Below are 19,132 nucleotides of genomic sequence, written 5' to 3'. Positions count from 1 at the left end.
TCCGCCACCCTTCGTCCTTCGTCCTTCACTGAAGCCATTCGCACCAGGAGGTGCTCACCCATGCCCGTTCGCACGCCCGAAACAGACCGCCTCGACATCGCCGACCACGGTGTCGCCCACGTCGACGGCTCCCGCCCCGACGCAGTCCGCCTCGACGCAGCCCGCCTGGACGTCGCCCGGCAGCTACTCGACCTGCTGGCCGACACCACCACCGAACCGCGCGCCGACACCCAGCTGGAGGCGCTCACCCTGGCCGTCGCCGCCGACCTGCCCGTCCTGCTCTGGGGCGAGCCCGGCATCGGCAAGACCGCCGCCCTCAACCAGCTCGCCGAAGCCCTGGACCTGCCGCTGACCACGGTGATCGCCAGCGTCCACGAGCCGTCCGACTTCTCCGGGCTGCCCATCGTCGGCGACGACCCGGCGCAGCAGGGCGTCCCGATGGCCCCGCCGGACTGGGCGGTGCGCCTGGTGCGGGCCGGGCGCGGCCTGCTGTTCCTGGACGAGCTGTCCACCGCGCCGCCCGCCGTCCAGGCCGCGCTGCTCCGGCTGGTCCTGGAGCGGCGCATCGGAACGCTCCGACTGCCGCCCGGCGTACGGATCGTGGCCGCCGCGAACCCGCGTTCATCGGCGGCCGACGGCTGGGAGCTGAGCCCGCCGCTGGCCAACCGCTTCGTCCACCTCCAGTGGACGCACGACCACGAGGTGGTGGTGCGCGGCCTCGGCGGCGTCTGGCCGGTGGCCACCCTGCCCCGGCTCGACCCCCAGGCGCTGCCGGCCGCGGTCGCACTGGCCCGGCGCGCGGTGTGCGGGCTGCTGGCCGCCCGCCCCGATCTGGTGCACCGGCTGCCCACCACCGACGCCCGCCGCGGCGGCGCCTGGCCGTCCCCGCGCAGCTGGGACATGACGCTGCGGCTGGTCGCCTTCGCGACCGCGGCCGGCTCCTCCCGGGAGGTGCTGTCGCTGCTGGTGCGCGGCACCGTCGGCGACGGGCCGGGGCTGGAGCTGATGGCGCACACGGACCGGATGGACCTGCCGGACCCGGAGGCCCTGCTCGCCGACCCGGACGGCGCGGTGCTGCCCGAACGCGGGGACCTGCGCCAGGCCGTCCTGGACGGGGTGGTCGCGGCGGTCCGCAACCGGCCGGAGCGGGCGCGCTGGGACGCGGCCTGGGCACTGCTGGCCCGGGCGCTGGAGACCGGCGCGCCGGACCTGCTGGTCGTCCCGGCCACCACGCTGGCCTCACTGCGCCGGGAGGACTGGGACGTGCCCGCGGCGATCGAACGGCTCGCCCCTGCGCTGGCCGTCTCGCGCCGGGCCGACCTCGTCGGCGCCCCGAAGCCGCGGGCGGTGCCGCGATGAGCGGCACGGCGGGCGACGCGACGGGCGACGTGACGGGCGACGTGACGGGCGACGTGATGGGCACCGCGACGGGCACCGCGACGGGCGACGTGACGGGCGACGTGACGGGCACGAGCGGTACGGCGCGCGACAGAGCGGGCACCACGGCCCTCCCCCGCGCCGGTGCCCCCGCGCCGCTGGACGTCGAGAAGCTGTACGCCGCCCGTCTGCACGCCGCCCGGGTCCGCCCCTACCTGGCGACCGCGCTGTTCGCGCTGAACCCGGTGGAGTCCCGGCAGGTGCCGACCATGGCCGTGGACCGGTACTGGCGCTGCTACGTCTCACCGGCCTTCGTCGCCCGCACCCCGGTGGACCAGCTGGCCGGCGTCTGGGTGCACGAGGTCTCGCACCTGCTGCGCGACCACCACGGCCGCGGCGACCGGCTCGCCCGGGAGCTCGGCCTGCGGGGCCCGGCCGACCGGCTGCGGATGAACATCGCCGCCGACTGCGAGATCAACGACGACGTGTACGGGGACGGGCTGGTCCGCCCGCCCGGCGCCGTCCGGCCGGGGATGCTGAAGCTGCCGGACGGGCTGCTCATGGAGGAGTACCTGCGCCGGTACCGCTTCCACCCGCGCAGCCTGGAGGCGGCCTGGCTGGAGTGCGGCAGCGGCGCCGACGGCCTGGACCGGCCGTGGGAGCTCGGCCCCGACGGCGCCCACGGGCTCAACGACCAGGAGCGCGACGCCGTCCGGTTCCGGGTGGCCGAGGGCATCCGGGGCCGCCCGGGCTGCGCACCGGCGGGCTGGGAGCGCTGGGCCGAGGAGGCGTTCCACCCGCCGCAGCCGTGGCGGCAGCTGCTGGGCGCGGCGGTGCGCTCGGCGGTTTCGGGCCCCGGCGCGGGCGAGGACTACAGCTACGGCCGCCCCGCCCGACGCTCGGCCGGGGTGCCGGGGGTGCTGCTGCCGAGCCTGCGGCGCCGCCCGCCGCGGGTCTCCGTGATCATCGACACCTCCGGCTCGGTCTCGGACGAGGAACTGGGCAGCGCGCTGCTGGAGGTCGCCGCGATCGGCCGGGCCGTCGGCGGCCGCCGCGACCAGGTCACCGTCGTTCCCTGCGACGCGGCCGCCGAGACCGTCCACCGGCTCTGCCGGGCCGCGAGCATCCCGCTGATCGGCGGCGGCGGCACCGACCTGCGCACCGGCTTCCGCACCGCCCTGCGCGGGCACCCCCGCCCGGACGTGGTGGTGGTCCTGACCGACGGCCAGACCCCGTGGCCCGCCGCCGCCCCGCCCTGCCGCACGGTGGTCGGCCTCTTCCCGAGGCCGAGCCGGTACCGCGAGGACGCGCAGGCCCGGGAGGAGGGGGAGGACGAGGAGGGGTACGAGCCGGACGCCCCACCGCAGTGGGCCCGGGTGGTGACCATCGGCTGAGCACCCGGCTCGGGGGGCAGGCGCCTCAGCGGGAGGAGCGGCTCCCGGCGGCGGGCGTGCGAGGATCGGGCCCCGGCGGCCACGGATCACCGGGCCAGGGCAGGACGGAAGGGGAGACCTCGGTGATCGGGACGGGAGCGGTCGGCGCGGAAGGCTTCGAGCCGGACGAGCACGTGCGGTTCGCGCGGTACCGACGGGCCTTCGCGGAGGTCGCGCCCGAGGACGCGGCGGGCCTCGCGGCCCGGGTGCTGACCGACCCCGAGACCTCGATGGCGAGCTGCGCGGTCTGCGAGTACCTGGACCGGCGGGCGGCGGAGCTGCTGACCGGGCCGGGCTTCCCGGCCTGGCACCGGGAGATGGCCGGTGCCACGGCGAGCGACCCCTTCGCCGTCCGCTGCCTGCGCGACTGGGCTCTCCTGCGGGCGATCGTGCTGGACGAACCGTGGGCGGAGGAGCAGTTGCTCACGGCGGGCAACCGGCTCCAGGCTCGCCTCGCCGAGGACTCGGCGGCCCGGCAGGTCCTGAGCCTCCTCGCCGCGAGCGGCCGCACCCGGCGCGTCCGCGACATCGCGGCCTCGCGGCTGCGGCGGCTCCGGTAGCGCGGGCGGAGGAGTCCGGCTGCCGGACTCCTCCGCCCGCGGCCCTGGTCAGCGGACCATGGCCGCCAGGACGCTGCGCCAGTCCTCCCCCGGTTCCGGGGTGAGCGGGCCGGCCAGGGTGTCCGCCCGGTAGTGCCAGGGGCGGCGGAGCTCCTCGTCGGCGTCGGCGGCGGGTCCGACCGGGCTCTCGGAGCCGAGCAGGCGGACCAGTTCCGCGGTGAAGTCGGCCCAGGAGACGTGTCCGCTCACCGCGTTGACGACCCGGCCGGCGGCGGGGTGGTCGGGGGTGAGGCAGGCGGTGAGGGCGCGGGCCAGCGCGGCGGCGTGCACCCAGGAGGCGCCGTACCACTGCTCCGGCTCCGGCAGGCCGATCGGCCGGCCGGCCAGGGCGGCCTGGTAGAGGGCGCTGGTGGAGCCCCAGCGGAGCTGGTCGCGCAGGCGGTGGTGCGGGCCCCAGACGATCGGGGCGCGTACCGCGGTGGCCGGGCCGCGACCGGTGGCGGCGGCCTCGAAGAGGATCCGCTCGCAGTCCAGCTTGGCCTGCCCGTACGGGGTGACGGACCCGCCGCCGGCGCCGCCCTCGGGGACCTCGGTACCCGCCGGGCGGCCGTAGGCGTCGATGCTGCTGACGAAGACGAACGGGCCGCCCCGCCAGCCGTCGACCAGCGCGCGCATCGCGGCGAGGTCGGTGGCGTGGTCGGTGAAGGTGCAGGCGGAGTGGATCACCGCGTCGACGCCCTCGACGGCCCGGCGCAGGCTGTCGAGGTCGCCGAGGTCGCCCGCCGCCACCTCGGCGCCGTTCAGCGCGGGCAGGTGCGCGGACTCCGGCCGCACCAGCACCCGGACCGGCCGGCCCTGGGCCATCAGCTCCTGGAGCACCGCAGCGCCGACGCCGCCGGTGGCGCCGGTGAGCAGCACGGTTCCCACGCGGGCGCCGGCGGGCCGCGGGCGGGCGCCGGCCTGGGCGAGGGCGGCGCGGCGCTCGTCCCCGCGGGTGGCGAGCAGGGCGGCGAGGGCGCGCGGGGTGCGCTGCTCCAGGATGTCGAGGCCGGTGAGCGGCAACCCGGTGCTGGTGCGCAGGCGTTCGGCGAGCTGGACGGCGACCAGCGAGTGGCCGCCGAGGGCGAAGAAGTCGCCGTCCGCGGGCGGGGTCGCGCCGAGCAGTTCGCCGAACGCCTGCCGCACGACGGCCAGCGGGCCCTCCGTCGCCGGGGCGCCGCCGGACAGCGGAGCGCCGCCGGACAGCGGGCCCGTGCCGGGAAGCGGGCCCGTGCCGGGCAGCCGGTCCGCCCCGGGCAGCCGGTTACGGTCGGGGGTGCCGTCGGGGTGGCGCGGCAGCCGGTCCACCAGGGTGACCGCGAGCGGCAGTTCGGCGGCCGGGAGGCGCCCGCGCAGGGCGGCCCGCAGGTCGGTGCCGCTCGGGGCGACCGGCCCGCGCACCACCGCGTAGGCGAGCGGCGGGCCGTCGGGGTTCTCGACCACGGCCGCCTCGACCACCGACGGGTGCGCCGACAGGGCCGCCACCACCGGGTGTTCGGCGGGCGCCAGCCGCTCGCCGGGCAGTTCGGACAGCCGCTGTTCCGGGTCCGCGGCCACGGCGGTGAGCAGCGCGGCGAAGGCGTCCAGCAGCCGGGCGGCGGTGCCCTGGTCCAGCACGTCCCGGTCGTGCTGCAGCAGGCAGCGCGGCCGCGGGCCGTCCTCCAGCAGCAGGGTGAGGCCGAACTTGGCGAGCCCCAGGTCGATGTCCACGTTCTCGGTGTCGAGGCCCGGCAGTACCAGCGGGTCGACGACCTGGAGCAGGTCGCAGCTGACCGAGAGCAGCGGAGTGCCGTCGGCGCCGCGTGCGGCCGTGCCGAGCCGCTCGACCACCAGGTCGAACGGCACCTCGTGGTGCTGCTGCGCGTCGAGCAGGGCGGTCCGGACCAGACCGAGCAGTTCCACGAACGTCACGTCACCGGACGGATTCGCCCGTACGGCAAGGGTGTTGACCGCGAGGCCGACGGTCCGGCGGAACTCGGGCCGCCCCCGGTGGCCGCTGGCGCAGCCGAGGACGACGTCGTCCTGCCCGGAGGCGAGGTGCAGCGCGGCGAACGCGGCGGCCAGCACGACGGTGAACAGCGTGGCGCCGTGCCGCGCGCCGAGGCCGCGCAGCCCTTCCACGACCGCCGGCTCCAGCGGGGCGGTGTGCAGCGCGGCGCGGCGCTCACGGGCGCCGGGCGGGACGGGCCGCAGCAGCGGCAGCGGTCGGGCTCCGGACAGCCGGGCCGCCAGGGTGTCGGCGGCGGCCGTCAGTTCGGCGTCCCGGGCGCGCTCCTGGCGGGCGTAGTCGGCGTACGAGGGGGCCGGCGACGGCAGCCGGTCCGGCACGCCGTCGCGCGCGGCGCGGTACAGCTCGGCGAGGTCGGACGCGAGGAACCGCAACGCGCCGCCGTCCACAGCGATGTGATGGATCGTCAGCAGAAGCGTGTGGTCCTCGGGCCCGTGCCGCAGCAGCACGGAGCGCAGCACCGGGCCGGTGGCGAGCTCGAACGGGCGGGCGGCCTCGGCGGCGAGCTGCTCCGGGCCGGTGGCGTCCAGTACCGGCAGCGGCACCGGGGTGACCGGGTCGATCTGCTGGTACGGCTGGTCGCCGCGGCGCGGGTAGCGGGTGCGCAGGACGGCGTGCCGCTCGGTCAGGCCGGTGATCGCGGTGGCGAGGGCGGCGCGGTCGAGCGGGCCGCGCAGCCGGGTGGCGACCGGCACGTTGTAGAGGGCGCCGCCCTGGCCGAGGTGGTCCATCAGCCACATCCGCTGCTGGGCGTGCGACAGCGGCGCCTGGTCACCGTGCGACAGCGGGTCCTGGCCACCGTCCGCGACGGACTGGGCGGACTGGGCCGGCGCGACGGACCGGGCGGGCGGGGCGGCGGCGCGGCGGCTGCGGGCGCGCCGCAGCAGGTCGCTCTGGTCGACGGTGCTCATCGGTCGGCTCCGGGGGTGTCGTCGGCGGCCAGTAGGGCGCGTTCCAGCAGCTCGGCCTGGGCGGCGACGGTCGGGTGGTCGAGGAAGTCGGCGAGCGACAGCTCGACCCCGAGGTCCTCGCGCAGGTCGTCCACCACCCACATGGCGAGCAGCGAGTGCCCGCCCTCGGCGAGGAAGTCGGCGGCCGGGTCGGTGATCGGGCGTTCCAGTGCCCGGCTCCACGCCTCGGCGACGACCTGCTGGATCGGGCCGAGCTCGGCGCCGGCGGACGGCTGCGCCCCGGCCGGCTCGTCGGCGGCCAGGGCCCGCCGGTCCACCTTTCCGCTGCCGGTCAGCGGCAGCGCGGCGAGGACGGTCCAGGCGGTGGGCACCAGGTGGGCAGGCAGTTGCTCGGCCAGCCGGGCGCGCAGCGTCTCGACGGTCGGGCGGGAGCCCTCGGCGAGCACCACGCAGGCGGTGAGCGCGGCGTCGTCCTGCCCGGCCCGGCGGACCACGACCGCCGCCTCGGCGACCTCGGGCAGCTGGAGCAGCGCGTGCTCGACCTCGCCGGGTTCGATCCGGAAGCCGCGGACCTTGACCTGGTCGTCGGTGCGCCCGTGGTACTCCAGGGCGCCGTCCGGCCGTTGGCGGACCCGGTCGCCGCTGCGGTAGGCGCGGCCGATGCCCGGCAGTTCGCGGAAGCGCTCGGCGGTCAGCTCCGGCCGGTCGAGGTAGCCGAGGGCCAACCGGTCGCCGGCGATCCACAGTTCGCCGACGGCGCCGGGCGCCACCGGCGCGAGCCGCTCGTCCAGGACGTACGCGCGGGCACCGCCGAAGGCCCGGCCGATCGGGACGGAGCCCGCGCAGTCGGCCGGGGTGACCCGGTGCAGGGTGGTGAAGGTGGTGGCCTCGGTCGGCCCGTACACGTTGAACAGTTCGAGCCAGGGGAAGGCCCGCAGCACGGCGCCCGCGTGTTCGGCGGAGATCGCCTCGCCGCCGACGGCCAGGGTGCGCAGCACGCCGAAGACCCGGGAGCGGCGGGCGGCCAGGTGGTGGAAGAGCGCGGTGGTGAGGAAGAGGGTGGTGACGCCGAAGCGCTCGACGTCGCGGACCAGGTCCTCGGCGGTGGGCCGTTCGCTCGGGGAGACGGCCACGGCGGCGCCGCGGGCGAGCGGGGCCCACAGCTCGAAGGTGGCGGCGTCGAAGGAGACGGTGGAGTGGAAGAGCACCCGGTCGCGCGGGCCGAGGACGAACGCCCCCTCGGTGGTGACCAGGTCGGTGACGGCGGCGTGCGGGACGAGGACGCCCTTGGGGCGGCCGGTCGAGCCGGAGGTGTAGTAGAGCAGGGCGGGCGCGGCCGGGTCGGCGGCGTCGGGCACCGTGCCGTCGGCGGCCTCGGTGCCGCGCTCGGTCAGCACGAGGGTGCGCTCCTCGGGGAGCCCCGCCTCGGCGAGCAGTCCCTTGTCGCCGAGGACGAGCCGGACGTCCGCGTCGGCGGTCATCTCGGCGATCCGCGGGCGCGGGTAGGCCGGGTCGATGGGGACGACCAGGGCGCCGGCCCGCCAGGCGGCGAGCTGGGCGACGACGAGCCGGGTGGAGCGGGCGCACAGCAGGGCGACGGCACTGCCGGGGCCGATCCCCCGGGCGGCCAGAACCGCGGCCAACCGGCCTGCGGCGTCGACGAGTTCGCGGTAGGTCAGGACGGTGGAGCCGTCGGTCACGGCGAGCGCGTCGGGCCGGCGCTCGGCCTGCCGGGCGATCAGGGCCGGCAGCGCCTCGCCGGGCACGGCCTCGACGGGCAGGGCTTCGGCGGTCCGGGCATCGCCGGTCCGGTCGTCGGCGGGCGGCGCGGGAGGCGTCTGCCCGGTGGGCGGGGTCGCGGTGGCGGTCATGTGGTTCCCTTCCGGGCGCCCCGGCCCGATGGGCCGGGGCGCCCCTGCTGAGGAGGTTCGGGCGGGGTCAGGCGGTCGCGGCCGGCGCCGCCGCCCGCTCCTCGACCAGCCGGGCGACGGCCCGCAGGTCGGGCTGGCGCAGCACCAGGGGGGCGCGCAGCCGTACGCCGTACTCGTTCTCCAGGGCCTCCAGCAGTCTTGCCGCGGCGAGCGAGTTGCCGCCCGCGGCCAGGAAGTTGTCCTCCGGCCCGAGGTCGGCGCGGCCGATCAGCTCGCGGCAGAGCTTCAGCACGGTGCGCTCGACCGGGGTTGCGCCCTCGTCGTCGAGGGCCGCCTCGGCCGGCGCCGCCGCCGACGCCTCGGCCAGCAGGGCACGGCGGTCCACCTTGCCGTTGGCGTCCAGCGGGAAGCGCTCCACCAGCCGGACGGCGGAGGGCACGGCCTGCTCGGGCAGCCAGGGTCGGACGCTGTCGAGCAGCGCCGCGGGGTCGGCGCCGTCCTCGGCGTGGACGAAGGCGAGCAGCCGGGCGCCGCCGGTCGGCGCCTGCTCGGCGGCGACCACCGCCCGGTGCACCCGCGGGTCGCGTTCGAAGGCGGCCTCGACCTCGGCGGGTTCGATCCGCACGCCGCTGACCTTGACCTGGTCGTCCAGGCGGCCGTGGAACTCCAGCACGCCGTCGGGCCGCATGACCACCCGGTCGCCGGTGCGGTAGACCCGGTCGGTGCCGACCACGCCGGCGGGCGCGTCGACGAAGCGGCGGGCGGTCAGCTCGGCGTCGAGGTACCCGGCGGCCAGGCCGCGGCCGCCGATCCGCAGCTCGCCGGCCGTGCCGCGCGGCACCGGCCGGCCGTCCTCGTCGGTGACCAGGACGACCGCGCCGTCGATCGGCAGGCCGATCGGCGGGGCGCCGGTGCCGTGGTCGGCGCCGGGGGCCATGGCGTGCGTGGTGGTGGTGACGGTGGCCTCGGCGGGGCCGTAGGCGTTGTGGACGGTCGCGGTGACGTCGGGCCCGGGGGCGCGGCGCAGCCGGTCGCCGCCGACCACCAGGTGGCGCAGCGGCAGTCCGCCGGGCCAGGGCCGGCCGAGGACGGGCTCGGCCAGCGGGGTGGGCAGGATGGACACGGTGATGCCGGCCTCGCGCCACCAGTCGGTGAGCGCGCCGGTGTCCCAGCGGACCGCCTCGGGGGCCACGACCAGGGCCGCGCCGGAGGTGAGGCCTGCCCACAGCTCCTGCAGGTGCGGGTCGAAGGAGACGCCGATCAGCAGGCTGTGCCGCTCGCCGGGCCCGAGGCCGGTCAGCCCGCGGTACCACTGCAGCAGCGCGCCGAGTGCGGGCTCGGTGACGGCGACGGCCTTCGGGGTTCCGGTGGAGCCGGAGGTGAGCACCGCGTAGTGGGTGCCGGCCGGGACGCTCACCTGCTCGCCGGGGGTCAGGGCGGCGACCACGCCGGCGGCGGGCAGGTCCAGCGCCAGCCGCTCGCCGCCGGGCGGCAGCAGGGCCGGCTCGCCGACCAGGCAGACCGGGCGCAGCTGCTCGGCGACGGCGCGCAGCCGGTGCTCGCCGGGGCGCGGGCCGAGCGGCAGGTGGACGGCGCCGAGCTTGGCGGCGGCCAGGGTGACGGCGACCAGCGAGACCGAGTGGTCGAGGCAGACGCCGAGCAGGTCGCCCGGGCCGACCCTGCCGCGCAGGGATTCGGCCACGGTGTCGGCGAGGCGGTCGAGTTCGGCGTAGCTGTAGACGTGCTCGCCGTCGATCAGGGCGGGCGCGTCGGGGGTGCGGTGCACCCAGCCGGTGAACAGGTCGAGCACCGCGCCGTCCTGGTGCGGACGGCCGTAGCCGATGCTCGGGGACTTCGTGTCAAGGTGTTCCATCATCATCTCCAGGAAGGTGACGTACCGTCAGTTCAGGCCCATGGAACGGGCGATGATCACCTTCTGGACCTCGGAGGTCCCCTCGATGATCGTGGTCATCCGGACGTAGCGGTACAGGAACTCCAGCGGGTGCCCGCGCACCCAGCCGGTGGCCCCGTGCACCTGGAGCGAGCGGTCCACCGCGCGCACGGCGGTCTCGGAGGCGGTGAGCTTGGCGAGCGCCGCGTTCTCGGGCGACTCGGTGCCCTCGTCGACCAGCCGGGCGCAGGCGAGGGTGAGCAGCTTGGAGGCCTCGACCTCGGCCCGGGTGGCGACCAGGTGCTCCTGGACGTGCTGGTAGTCGCCGATCACCCGGCCGAAGGCGCGCCGGTCCTTGGCGTACTCGACGCCGATCCGCAGCGCGTGCTCGGCGATGCCGTTGCACATCGCGGCGACCACCAGGCGGCCGCGCGAGAGGCTGTCGATGGCGAGGGCGGTGGCCGCGCCGACGCCCTCCTCGCCGCCGATCACGGCCTCCGGGCCGACGGTGACCCCGTCCAGCAGCAGTTCGAACAGCGGCTCGCCGGACATGCCCTCGTAGCGCTGGCCGATCCGCAGGCCGGGCTGGTCCATCGGCAGTACGAAGGCGGTGGCACCGGCCGTGGGGCCGGCTCCGTCGCCGAGGTCGGTCGCGGTGACGACCAGGGCGATCCCGGCGTGCTCGGCGTTGCTGACGAAGGTCTTGCGGCCGTTCAGCACCCAGCCGTCGCCGCTGCGCACGGCGGTGGTGGTGAGGCGGAACGCGTCGGAGCCGGCGTGCGGCTCGGTGAGGGCGAGGCAGCGGGTCTGCTCGCCGCGCACCAGCGGGACGAGGTGGCGTTCGACCTGCTCGGGGGTGCCGTGCCGCAGCAGCGGGCTCGGCCCGTCGGAGCCGGCCAGCGCGTACGGGGCGAGCACGCAGCCGCTGCGCCCGGCGGCGTGGTGCAGCAGGACGACGGCGGTGAACGGCATGTCGGCGCCGCCGAGTTCCTCGGGGTAGTCGCCCGCGTAGAAGCCGAGGGCGGCCGAGCGCTTGCGGACGTAGGCCCGCAGGTCGGTCGGGACCTGGTCGGCGGTCTCGGGCAACTCGGCTGCCAGCGGGACGAGTTCGCGGCGCACGAAGGACTCGAAGGCCTCGACGAGTTCGCGGTGGCCGTCCTCCAGGACGGCGGAGGGGGCGGTCACTTGGAGGCTCCGGCGGTGAGGGCCTTGGCCTGGTCGGCCAGTACGGCGTGGCGGAACAGGGTGCGCAGCGGCGGTCGGCTGCCGAGGTGGGGCTCCAGGTAGGCGGCGAGCTGCGCGGCGAGCAGGGAGTGGCCGCCGACCTCGAAGAAGTGCGAGTCCGCGGAGAAGCGGTCGTGGCCGAGCACCTCGCGCCAGGCGGCGGCGATCAGCCGCTGGCCGGGGTCGGTGAACTCGCTCGGCGCGCTCTCCTCGGCCTCGGGGGCGTCCGCGGCCTCGGCGGCCAGTCGGGCGAGGGCGGCGCGGTCGGGCTTGCCGCCGGGCAGGGTCGGCATCGCGGCGACGGCCGTCCAGCTCGCCGGGACGAGTCCGCCGGGCAGCCGGCGGCCGAGCGCCTCGTGCAGGGCTGCCTGGTCGGGGCGTTCGGTGCCCTCCAGGAAGCCGATCAGCCGGGGGCCGGACTGCGGGTCGGTGTGCAGCAGCACCGCGCAGGAGCGGCCGCCGAGTTCGGCGGAGGCGGCGGCCTCGATCTCCTCCAGCTCGATCCGGTGGCCGCGCAGCTTGACCTGGTTGTCGGCGCGGCCGAGGAAGCGCAGCCGCCCGTCCAGGTCCCGGTAGCCGCGGTCGCCGGTGCGGTAGACGCGGGCGCCGCCGAGTGCGGGGACGGTCGTGAAGCGGGCCGCGGTCGGCTCCGGCAGCCCCAGGTAGCCCTCGGCCAACAGCTCGCCGCCGACGGCGAGTTCGCCGACGCAGCCGGGGGCGAGCGGGCGCAGGGTGTCGTCCAGGACGTGGATCCGCACGCCGTCGAGTTCGGCGCCGAGCGGGATCTCGCCGTCCTCGGCGACGTCGGCGGCGGTGACCTCGTACACGGTGGACGTGACGGTGGCCTCGGTGACGCCGTAGGCGTTCAGCACGGTGGTGGCCTCGGTCAGGCCGGCCAGGGCCCGGGCGGGCAGCCGCTCGCCGCCGAGCACCAGCAGCCGGGGCGCCCAGCGGCCGTCGCCCAGCGCCTCGCGCAGGTCCTCGCGGACGGCGAGCAGGTAGCTGGTCGGCAGGTTGGCGACGGTGACGCCGCGGGCGGCGAGCACGGCCACCAGCTCGGGCCCGGTGGGCACCTCGCGCTGCGGCACGACGAGGGCCGCGCCGGCCGCGAGGGCGGGCAGCACCTCCTCCAGGGCCACGTCGAAGGACGGTCGGGCGAACAGCAGCACCCGGTCGGCGGAGGTGAGCCGGTAGCGGTCGACGATCGCGGCGACGTACCCGGCGAGGGCCTCGCGGCCGACCAGGACGGGCTTGGGCACGCCGGTGGAGCCGGAGGTGTGGATCACGTAGGCGGCGCCGTCCAGCACGGCGGCGGGCTCGGCCTTCGGGAAGGCGGGGCCGTCCAGCAGCGCCGGGGTGACGCCCTCGGCGGGCAGCGCCAGCGCGCTCTGCCGGGTGGCCAGCACGAGCGCCGGGCTCAGCCGCTCCAGCAGCAGCCCGAGCCGGGCGGCCGGGTCCTCGGTGGACAGCGGCGCGTACACGGCGCCGTACCGCAGGCAGGCGAGCAGGGCGACCACGCTGTCCGCGCCGCGCGGCAGCACGGTGGCCACCGGCTGGCCGGGGGCGACCCCGGCGGCGCGCAGCCGCTCGACCAGCTCGGTGACCCGGCGGTCGAGTTCGCCGTAGCTGATCCGCTCGGTGCCGGCCAGCAGGGCCATCGAGGTCGGGTCGTGGGCGGCGGCCGGGTCGAGCGCGGCCGGGGCGGCCGGGGTCACCGGGGTGGCCGGGGCGGCCTCGGGCGCGGGGGCCAGCTCGGCGATCCCCGCCTGCGGGCGGTCCAGGTAGCAGCGCAGCAGCTCCAGCAGCCGCTCGGACAGCAGCACCGCCTCGGACTCGCGGAACAGGTCGGCGTCGTAGTCCCAGACCAGGGTCATCCCGGCGGCGCCGTGCTTCTCGCCGACCACCCGGCGGTCGTCGGGCAGCAGCACCAGGTCGAGGTCGAAGCGGGTGGTGCCGGTGTTGAAGCCCTCGTACAGCGAGACCTCCAGCCCGGGCGCCTGGACGTCGGGCAGCGCCGCGTCGTGCGCGCTGAACATCACGTTGAACAGCGGGTTGTCGGCGCCGGAGGTGTGCAGTCCGAGCCGGCGGGTCAGTTCCTGGACCGGCAGGTCCTGGTGCGGCAGCGCGCGCAGCAGGACGTCGGTGACCTCGTCCACGGCCTCGGTGCCGGACGCCGCCGGGTCGAGCCGCAGGCGCAGCGGGACGGTGTTGACGAACATGCCGACGGTGCCCTCGAAGCCCTCCGGGCGGTTGCCGACGGCGGTGCCGATCACCATCTCGCGGTGGCCGCTGTGCCGGCGCAGCAGTTCGGCGAGCAGGGCGAGCAGGGTGCTGAACGGGGTGTGGCCGTCGGCCTTGCTGCGCTCGCGCAGCCGCTCGGCCAGGTCGGCGCCGATCGACTGGCGCAGCTGGCCGCCGCGGTGGCGCCGTTCGACGCCCGGCCGGGCCAGCCCGGGCAGGGTGACCTCGCGCGGCGCGTCGGCCAGTTCCCTGGTCCAGAAGTCGAGTGCGCGGTCCCGCGGGAGGCCGGCGGCGGTGCGGGCGTGCTCCTCGTACGAGGGCGCGGCGGGCAGCTGGTACGGCTCGCCGAGGACGGTGGCGCGGTAGACGGTGAACAGGTCGCGCAGCAGGATCGCGAAGGAGTGGCCGTCGTGGACGAGGTGGTGCTCGACGTGGATCAGCCGGTGGTGGTCCTCGCCGAGCCGGACCAGGTGCCAGCGCAGCACCGGCGCCCGGCCGGTGTCCAGCGGTTCCTCGGCCTCGGCGGCGAGCAGCCGGCGGAAGGTGGCCTCCGGGTCCTGCTCGGCGGTGAAGTCGCTGTGGCGCAGCTCCGGTTCGCAGCCCTCGGCGACCCGCTGGCCGGGCAGTCCCTCCGCGCTGGGTACCAACTCCAGCCGCAGGCCGGGGTGGTGGGCCAGCACGGCGGCCAGGCCGGCGTGCAGCGCGTCCCGGTCGAGGGTGCCCCACAGGTCGAGGACTGCGGTGAAGTTGTAGGCGCGGCTACCCGGCAGCATCTGCTCGTGCAGCCAGACGATCTCCTGCGAGGGAGAGAGTGCGAACATCGTCGATTCCCTTGTGTGGTGGGCTTGTCGGCACTGCGGTGGCCGGATGCGGGCGTGGGGTCTTTCCGCACCGACCGGTGGACCGGGCCGGGCCGCGCCGGGGTGAGGAGCGGCCGGAGGCCCGGCGGTCCCGTCCGGGGCGTGTCGGACGCACGCGGACGGGCGGGCGGATCCGTCGTGCTGGATCCGCGGTTGGGCAGGGGAGTTCGGGGCCCGCGGGGTCGGACGCGGACGTGCGGGCGCGGGCGTACGGGGTGGACGGGGCCCTGGTGGCGGGGTGCGTCCGGGCGGGCGGGGCCGGGTGGCGGGGTGCGTCCGGGCGGGCGCGCTCAGGCCCCCGGCGCCGGGACCGGCCGGGTGTGCAGGTGGTGCCGCAGCCCGGCGAGCAGTTCCTCGAAGGCCGCGTGGGCGTCGGCCTCCGGGAAGCGGTCGCGGTCCCAGGCCAGCCGGACCAGCAGGTCGTCGCCGTGCGAGGCGGAGACGGCCAGCGGCGCGGCGAGCGGGCGTCCCTCCAGGTGGGTCTCCCGGCCGGGGGTGCCGCCGAGCACCAGCGGTGGACGGCGGTGCAGGTCCTCCAGGGTGAGCAGGGCGTCCAGGGCGCCCGACCACGGGGCCCCGGCGGTGCGGGCGGCGCGGACCACCTCGTCGAAGGGGGTGCCGGCCTGGTCCAGGTCGTCCCACCAGGCGTCCGCGAGGGCGTCCAGGTCCGTGGCCGGACCCGAAGTCGTGGGATGCACCAGGGTGTTGAGGAAGCAGCCGAGCGCGGCGGGCGCACCCGCCGGCCGGCCGCCCCACGGGTAGCCGAGCGCGAGCGGGTCGTCCGTCCGGTGCAGCCGGTGCAGGGCCGAGCCGACCGCGTCCAGCAGCGCCGGGAAGACGGCGCCGCGGGCGGCGCCCTCGGCGGCGGGCAGCCGCTCGGAGAGCATGCCGGTGGAGGTGGCCGTGCCGCCGCCCGCCCCGGTCAGGGCGCCCAGCCGCCGGCCCCAGTGGGCCTGGGCGGCGGGGCCGCCGGCGGCGTCCTCGGCGGCGAGCTGGAGCTCGACGGCCTGCCGGTAGTCGGCCAGCGCCTGGGGCGAGGGCCCGTCCGCGGGCGGCTCGTCCTGCTCGTACGCCGCGCCGAGTTCGGCGGCGAGGACGCCGAGCGACTGCTCGTCGCAGGCGGCGTGGTCCAGCGCGAGGGCGAGCAGTTCCTCGTCCCCGCCCGGGTCGGCGGCCACCAGCAGGCGCAGCGCGGGTCCGTCGGCGGGCCAGTCCAGCAGGGCCGCGCGCAGTGCCGCGCGGGCGGTGCCGCCGGGGGCGACGGCGATCCGGGCGGCCTCGGCAGAGGGGCCGCCGGTGCGCAGCACGGGTGTGCCGCGCACGGTCGCGAACCCGCCGCAGAGCGCCGGGTGGTGGGCGGCCACCGCGGCGGCGGCGCGGGCCAGCCGGTCCAGGTCGAGGGTGCCGCGCGGGTAGGCGAAGAACAGCGGGACGACGTCGGTGCGGCTCTGCGGCGCGATCCGGCGGGTGATCAGGAACCGGCGCTGGGCGCCGGTCAGCGGGAGCAGCTCCACCGGGGATTCGGCGGCGGCGGTGCGGTACCGGGCGAGGTAGGCGGCGGTGATGCTGGCGTGCACGGGAACGGGCTCCGGTTTCCGGTCGCGGCTCGGGTCGGGGATCGGTCGGGAGGATCGGTTCAGGGGTTTCAACGGTCGGTCGAGGGGTCGGTTCAGGGCGTGCTGGGGCTCACGGCGCCCGCCTCCTCGGCGGCGTCCGCGTCCGTGGCCGGCCCCGCGCCCTGCCCGGCCGTACGGTCGGCGCCCGGCAGCTCGCGCATCCGCCGCAGCGGCGAGAGCAGCAGCGGCAACGGCACCAGCAGGAAACCGACCGCGCAGAGCCAGAGCGCGGTGCGCGGCCCGGCCCCGTCGGCGACCACGCCGCCGATCAGGGCGCCGATCGGCAGGGTGCCCCACACCAGGAAGCGCATGGTGGCGTTCATCCGGCCGAGCAGCTCCGGCGGGCAGACGCTCTGCCGGAAGCTCACCTGGGCGACGTTGTAGGCCACCGCACCGAACAGCACCACCCCGGAGGCCAGGCCGAACAGCACCACGCCCGCGCCGCCGCCGGACAGCGGCCACAGCAGCGCGAACGGCGCCGTCACCAGCGTGGACAGCCAGATCAGCCGGGCCTGCCCGACCCACCGGGCGAGCTGCCCGGCGCACAGCGCGCCGGCCAGACCGCCGATGGCGGAGACCGACAGCAGCACGCCGATGGCGCCCGGCGACAGGTCGAGCACCCGTACCCAGAACACCGTCTGGACGGCGGTCAGCACCGCGGAGAACAGGTTGGACGTGGCGGTGGCGGTGGCGATCGCCCGCAGCAGCGGGTGGCCGAGCACGAACCGCACGCCCTCCCCGACCTCGGAGCGCAGCGAGCGCCCCGGCTCGGGCTCCGGCCGCGGCTCGTCGACCTTGATCCGGGCGAGCAGCAGCGCGGAGGCGAGGTAGCCGCAGGCGTCGGCCACGATGGCGAGCGGCGCCCCGAGCAGCTGGACCAGCCCGCCGCCGAGGCCCGGCCCGGCGATCTGCGCCGAGGAGCGGACCGTCTCCAGTGCCCCGTTGCCGCCGACCAGTTGCTCGCGCGGCAGGACGGCGGGCAGGAAGGACTGGTGGGCGACGTCGAAGAACACCGTCGCCACCCCGGTGACCAGCCCCACCAGGTAGAGCTGCGGCATGGTCAGCACCCCGAAGGCCGCGGCCGGCGGGATCGACCCCACGGCCAGGCAGCGCACCACGTCGGCCCGGATCAGCACCGGCAGCTTGCGCATCCGGTCCAGCCAGGCGCCCGCCGGCAGGCCGACGAGCAGGAAGGCGGCGGTCTCGGCGGCGGTCAGCAGTCCGACCTCGAACGGCGTGGCGTCGAGCACCATCACCGCGACCAGGGGGAGGGCGACCAGGGTGACCTGACTGCCCGTCTGGGCCGCCGCTGCTCCGGTCAGCAGGAGCCGGAAGTCGCGGTGGCCGAGCAGACGGGCCTGGTGGGAGCTGGGCTTCTCGTTCATCGATGCGACTCTCGGTCACCCATTCGACACGGGGCAAGCACCGGGTTCGTTTCCGGACGGACCGCAGGTCGGCCGAATCCCGCCACTCCCCCCGTCGACCTTTGCACGCTCCTTACGACCACCCGGGACGCGACCGCACCGTCCGCAACGCCCGTCGGCCAAGGCGGCACGGCCCGACGGACGCCCCGGCCACCTTCGGACCTGCCGGTCCATTTCCCTGTCCGCTATCCGGACACCGCCTTTCCAGCCACCGGACGGAGAGACTCAACTTGGCCGGATCCCATGGAGTAGAGAGCGGCCGTCACCTCATCGTGATATCGGCGTGACCCAAGCGAGCCGTAGAAGGGGATCACCAGGCCGATACCGGCTGCCCCGGGGCGCACCCGGCCGCTCACGGACCGGCGCGGTCCGCCGCCCCGTGCACCGTGAGCCGAGCCGTGGGGCCGTGGGGAGTGGACCGGGACCGTTCAGCCGTCCGCCTCCGCCTCCGCCCCCGCCGACGCCCGGCGGGTGATCGCCAGCACCGCCATGTCGTCGTCCCGGGGTCCGCCGGTCCACCGCTCGACGTCCGCCACCAGCGCGTCCAGCACCTCCCCCGGCCCGGCGAACGGCCCCAGCGGGGCCAGGCCCAGCACCGGGTCGTAGAACTCCCCCGCCGCGTCCCGGGCCTCGGTGACCCCGTCCGTCACCAGCAGCAGCGTGCACCCGGCCGGGAACGGCCGGCACTCCGGCGCCGGACGCGCCACGCCCAGTCCGCCCATCCCCAGCGGCAGCCCCGGGTCCGCCGCGTCCAGCCGGCGCACCCCGGGTGCGGCCCCGTCCCCCGGATACGGACCCAGCAGGTACGGGCCGGGGTGCCCGCAGTCGAGCGTGCGCACGCTCTCCTCCCCCGGCGGGAACTCCACCAGCAGCGCGGTGATGAACCCCTCCAGCCGCAGTTCCTCGCTCATCCGCTCGCTCTCCCGCAGCAGCGAGTCCTCCAGCGCGTCCGCGAGCGCGGCGAGGTCCGGCAGCCGGTGGGAGTCCTCCCGGAAGGCGCCCAGCAGCACCGAGACCGCCCCCACCGCGTGCAGCCCCTTGCCCCGCACGTCGGCGATCAGCCCGCGCACGCCGTACGGGGTGACCTGCAGCGCGTACGCGTCGCCGCCGATCAGCGCCTCGTCCTGGGCGGCCCGGTAGCAGGCCGCGACCGACAGCCGCCCGACCCGTGGGGGCGGCTCCGGGAGCACCGCCCGCTGCGCCGCCTCGGCCACCGACCGCACCCGCGCCAGCCGCCGCCCGTGGCGGGCCACCACCCGGTTCACCCCGATCCCGAGCAGTGCGGCGAACACCGTGTTGCCCAGTTCCAGATAGCCGGCGCCGGTCCCGATCGACGCGTCCTGGGTGGACAGCACCACGATGCCGAGCACATTGGCCACTCCGACCGCGACGGTGTCCCGCAGCGTCAGCAGCGCCCCCGCCAGCACGACGGCGGCCGCCAGCATCGGATCGCCCCAGTAGTCGGTCGGATCCAGCGCGTTCCACACCAGCCCGCCGACGGTCAGCAACCACGGCGCGACCCGCACGTACGGCGGCCACTGCACGGACCTCGGGGCCATTCGGCGACCTGGCTTCCGTCTCACGACCATCCGGAAGGGCTTCCTCCGATCGTAGTCACGGGCTCCCGGCCCCCGCATGACGGCCGCCCGGGCCACGGCCCACGGCCTACGGCTCGCG

Annotated in this window: 11 protein-coding genes; 3 read left to right on the top strand and 8 right to left on the bottom strand. The window is 76.9% G+C overall.

What is annotated here, in order from left to right; all coding sequences use genetic code 11:
• The first annotated feature begins 60 nt into the window (after positions 1-60).
• The 3 genes from ACZ5GH_RS33790 (at position 61) to ACZ5GH_RS33780 (ending at position 3,370) form a co-directional block, all read left to right on the top strand.
• Positions 61-1,359, top strand: a complete 1,299-nt coding sequence (locus ACZ5GH_RS33790) for an AAA family ATPase (protein ID WP_464336198.1) — start codon at positions 61-63, stop codon at positions 1,357-1,359.
• Positions 1,356-2,771, top strand: coding sequence for a vWA domain-containing protein (locus tag ACZ5GH_RS33785; protein WP_464336197.1), 1,416 nt, complete (start codon positions 1,356-1,358; stop codon positions 2,769-2,771). The genes ACZ5GH_RS33790 and ACZ5GH_RS33785 overlap by 4 nt, the downstream gene beginning before the upstream one ends.
• A 122-nt stretch (positions 2,772-2,893) precedes the next feature.
• Positions 2,894-3,370 carry a hypothetical protein gene (locus ACZ5GH_RS33780; RefSeq protein ID WP_464336196.1) on the top strand — a complete coding sequence of 159 codons (477 nt, stop codon included), beginning with the start codon at positions 2,894-2,896 and terminating at the stop codon, positions 3,368-3,370.
• Between the two features lie 48 nt (positions 3,371-3,418).
• On the opposite strand, the gene ACZ5GH_RS33775 is transcribed toward ACZ5GH_RS33780, so the two are convergent.
• The 8 genes from ACZ5GH_RS33775 to ACZ5GH_RS33740 form a co-directional block, all read right to left on the bottom strand.
• Positions 3,419-6,328, bottom strand: a complete 2,910-nt coding sequence (locus ACZ5GH_RS33775; protein WP_464336195.1) for a condensation domain-containing protein — start codon at positions 6,326-6,328, stop codon at positions 3,419-3,421.
• Positions 6,325-8,199 (bottom strand): non-ribosomal peptide synthetase, encoded by a 1,875-nt coding sequence (locus ACZ5GH_RS33770; RefSeq protein ID WP_464336194.1) that lies wholly within the window; start codon positions 8,197-8,199, stop codon positions 6,325-6,327. The genes ACZ5GH_RS33775 and ACZ5GH_RS33770 overlap by 4 nt, the downstream gene beginning before the upstream one ends.
• A gap of 67 nt (positions 8,200-8,266) precedes the next feature.
• Positions 8,267-10,072, bottom strand: a complete 1,806-nt coding sequence (locus ACZ5GH_RS33765; RefSeq protein ID WP_387757144.1) for an AMP-binding protein — start codon at positions 10,070-10,072, stop codon at positions 8,267-8,269.
• A 27-nt stretch (positions 10,073-10,099) separates the two neighbouring features.
• Positions 10,100-11,275: an acyl-CoA dehydrogenase family protein gene (locus tag ACZ5GH_RS33760; RefSeq protein ID WP_387757142.1), complete on the bottom strand. Its 1,176-nt coding sequence runs from the start codon at positions 11,273-11,275 to the stop codon at positions 10,100-10,102.
• Positions 11,272-14,376 (bottom strand): amino acid adenylation domain-containing protein, encoded by a 3,105-nt coding sequence (locus tag ACZ5GH_RS33755; protein ID WP_464336193.1) that lies wholly within the window; start codon positions 14,374-14,376, stop codon positions 11,272-11,274. The genes ACZ5GH_RS33760 and ACZ5GH_RS33755 overlap by 4 nt, the downstream gene beginning before the upstream one ends.
• Before the next feature lie 329 nt (positions 14,377-14,705).
• Complete coding sequence (locus tag ACZ5GH_RS33750; RefSeq protein ID WP_387757139.1) at positions 14,706-15,992, bottom strand: non-ribosomal peptide synthetase; 1,287 nt, start codon at positions 15,990-15,992, stop codon at positions 14,706-14,708.
• Positions 15,993-16,084: 92 nt separating this feature from the next.
• Complete coding sequence (locus ACZ5GH_RS33745) at positions 16,085-17,416, bottom strand: MFS transporter (protein WP_387757137.1); 1,332 nt, start codon at positions 17,414-17,416, stop codon at positions 16,085-16,087.
• A gap of 467 nt (positions 17,417-17,883) precedes the next feature.
• The gene (locus tag ACZ5GH_RS33740; RefSeq protein ID WP_464336192.1) at positions 17,884-19,014 is read right to left on the bottom strand and encodes a PP2C family protein-serine/threonine phosphatase; all 1,131 of its coding nucleotides are present in this window, start codon (positions 19,012-19,014) and stop codon (positions 17,884-17,886) included.
• Positions 19,015-19,132 lie beyond the last annotated feature (118 nt).

It is taken from the genome of Kitasatospora sp. Xyl93 (assembly GCF_055383135.1).
This window is presented reverse-complemented; position numbering and strand designations above follow the sequence as displayed.

Coding starts and splice junctions, on each gene's coding strand:
- ACZ5GH_RS33740 (WP_464336192.1), bottom strand. CDS start 19,014: ATGGCCCCGAGGTCCGTGCAGTGGCCGCCGTACGTGCGGGTCGCGCCG.
- ACZ5GH_RS33790 (WP_464336198.1), top strand. CDS start 61: ATGCCCGTTCGCACGCCCGAAACAGACCGCCTCGACATCGCCGACCAC.
- ACZ5GH_RS33765 (WP_387757144.1), bottom strand. CDS start 10,072: ATGGAACACCTTGACACGAAGTCCCCGAGCATCGGCTACGGCCGTCCG.
- ACZ5GH_RS33775 (WP_464336195.1), bottom strand. CDS start 6,328: ATGAGCACCGTCGACCAGAGCGACCTGCTGCGGCGCGCCCGCAGCCGC.
- ACZ5GH_RS33745 (WP_387757137.1), bottom strand. CDS start 17,416: ATGAACGAGAAGCCCAGCTCCCACCAGGCCCGTCTGCTCGGCCACCGC.
- ACZ5GH_RS33755 (WP_464336193.1), bottom strand. CDS start 14,376: ATGTTCGCACTCTCTCCCTCGCAGGAGATCGTCTGGCTGCACGAGCAG.
- ACZ5GH_RS33785 (WP_464336197.1), top strand. CDS start 1,356: ATGAGCGGCACGGCGGGCGACGCGACGGGCGACGTGACGGGCGACGTG.
- ACZ5GH_RS33770 (WP_464336194.1), bottom strand. CDS start 8,199: ATGACCGCCACCGCGACCCCGCCCACCGGGCAGACGCCTCCCGCGCCG.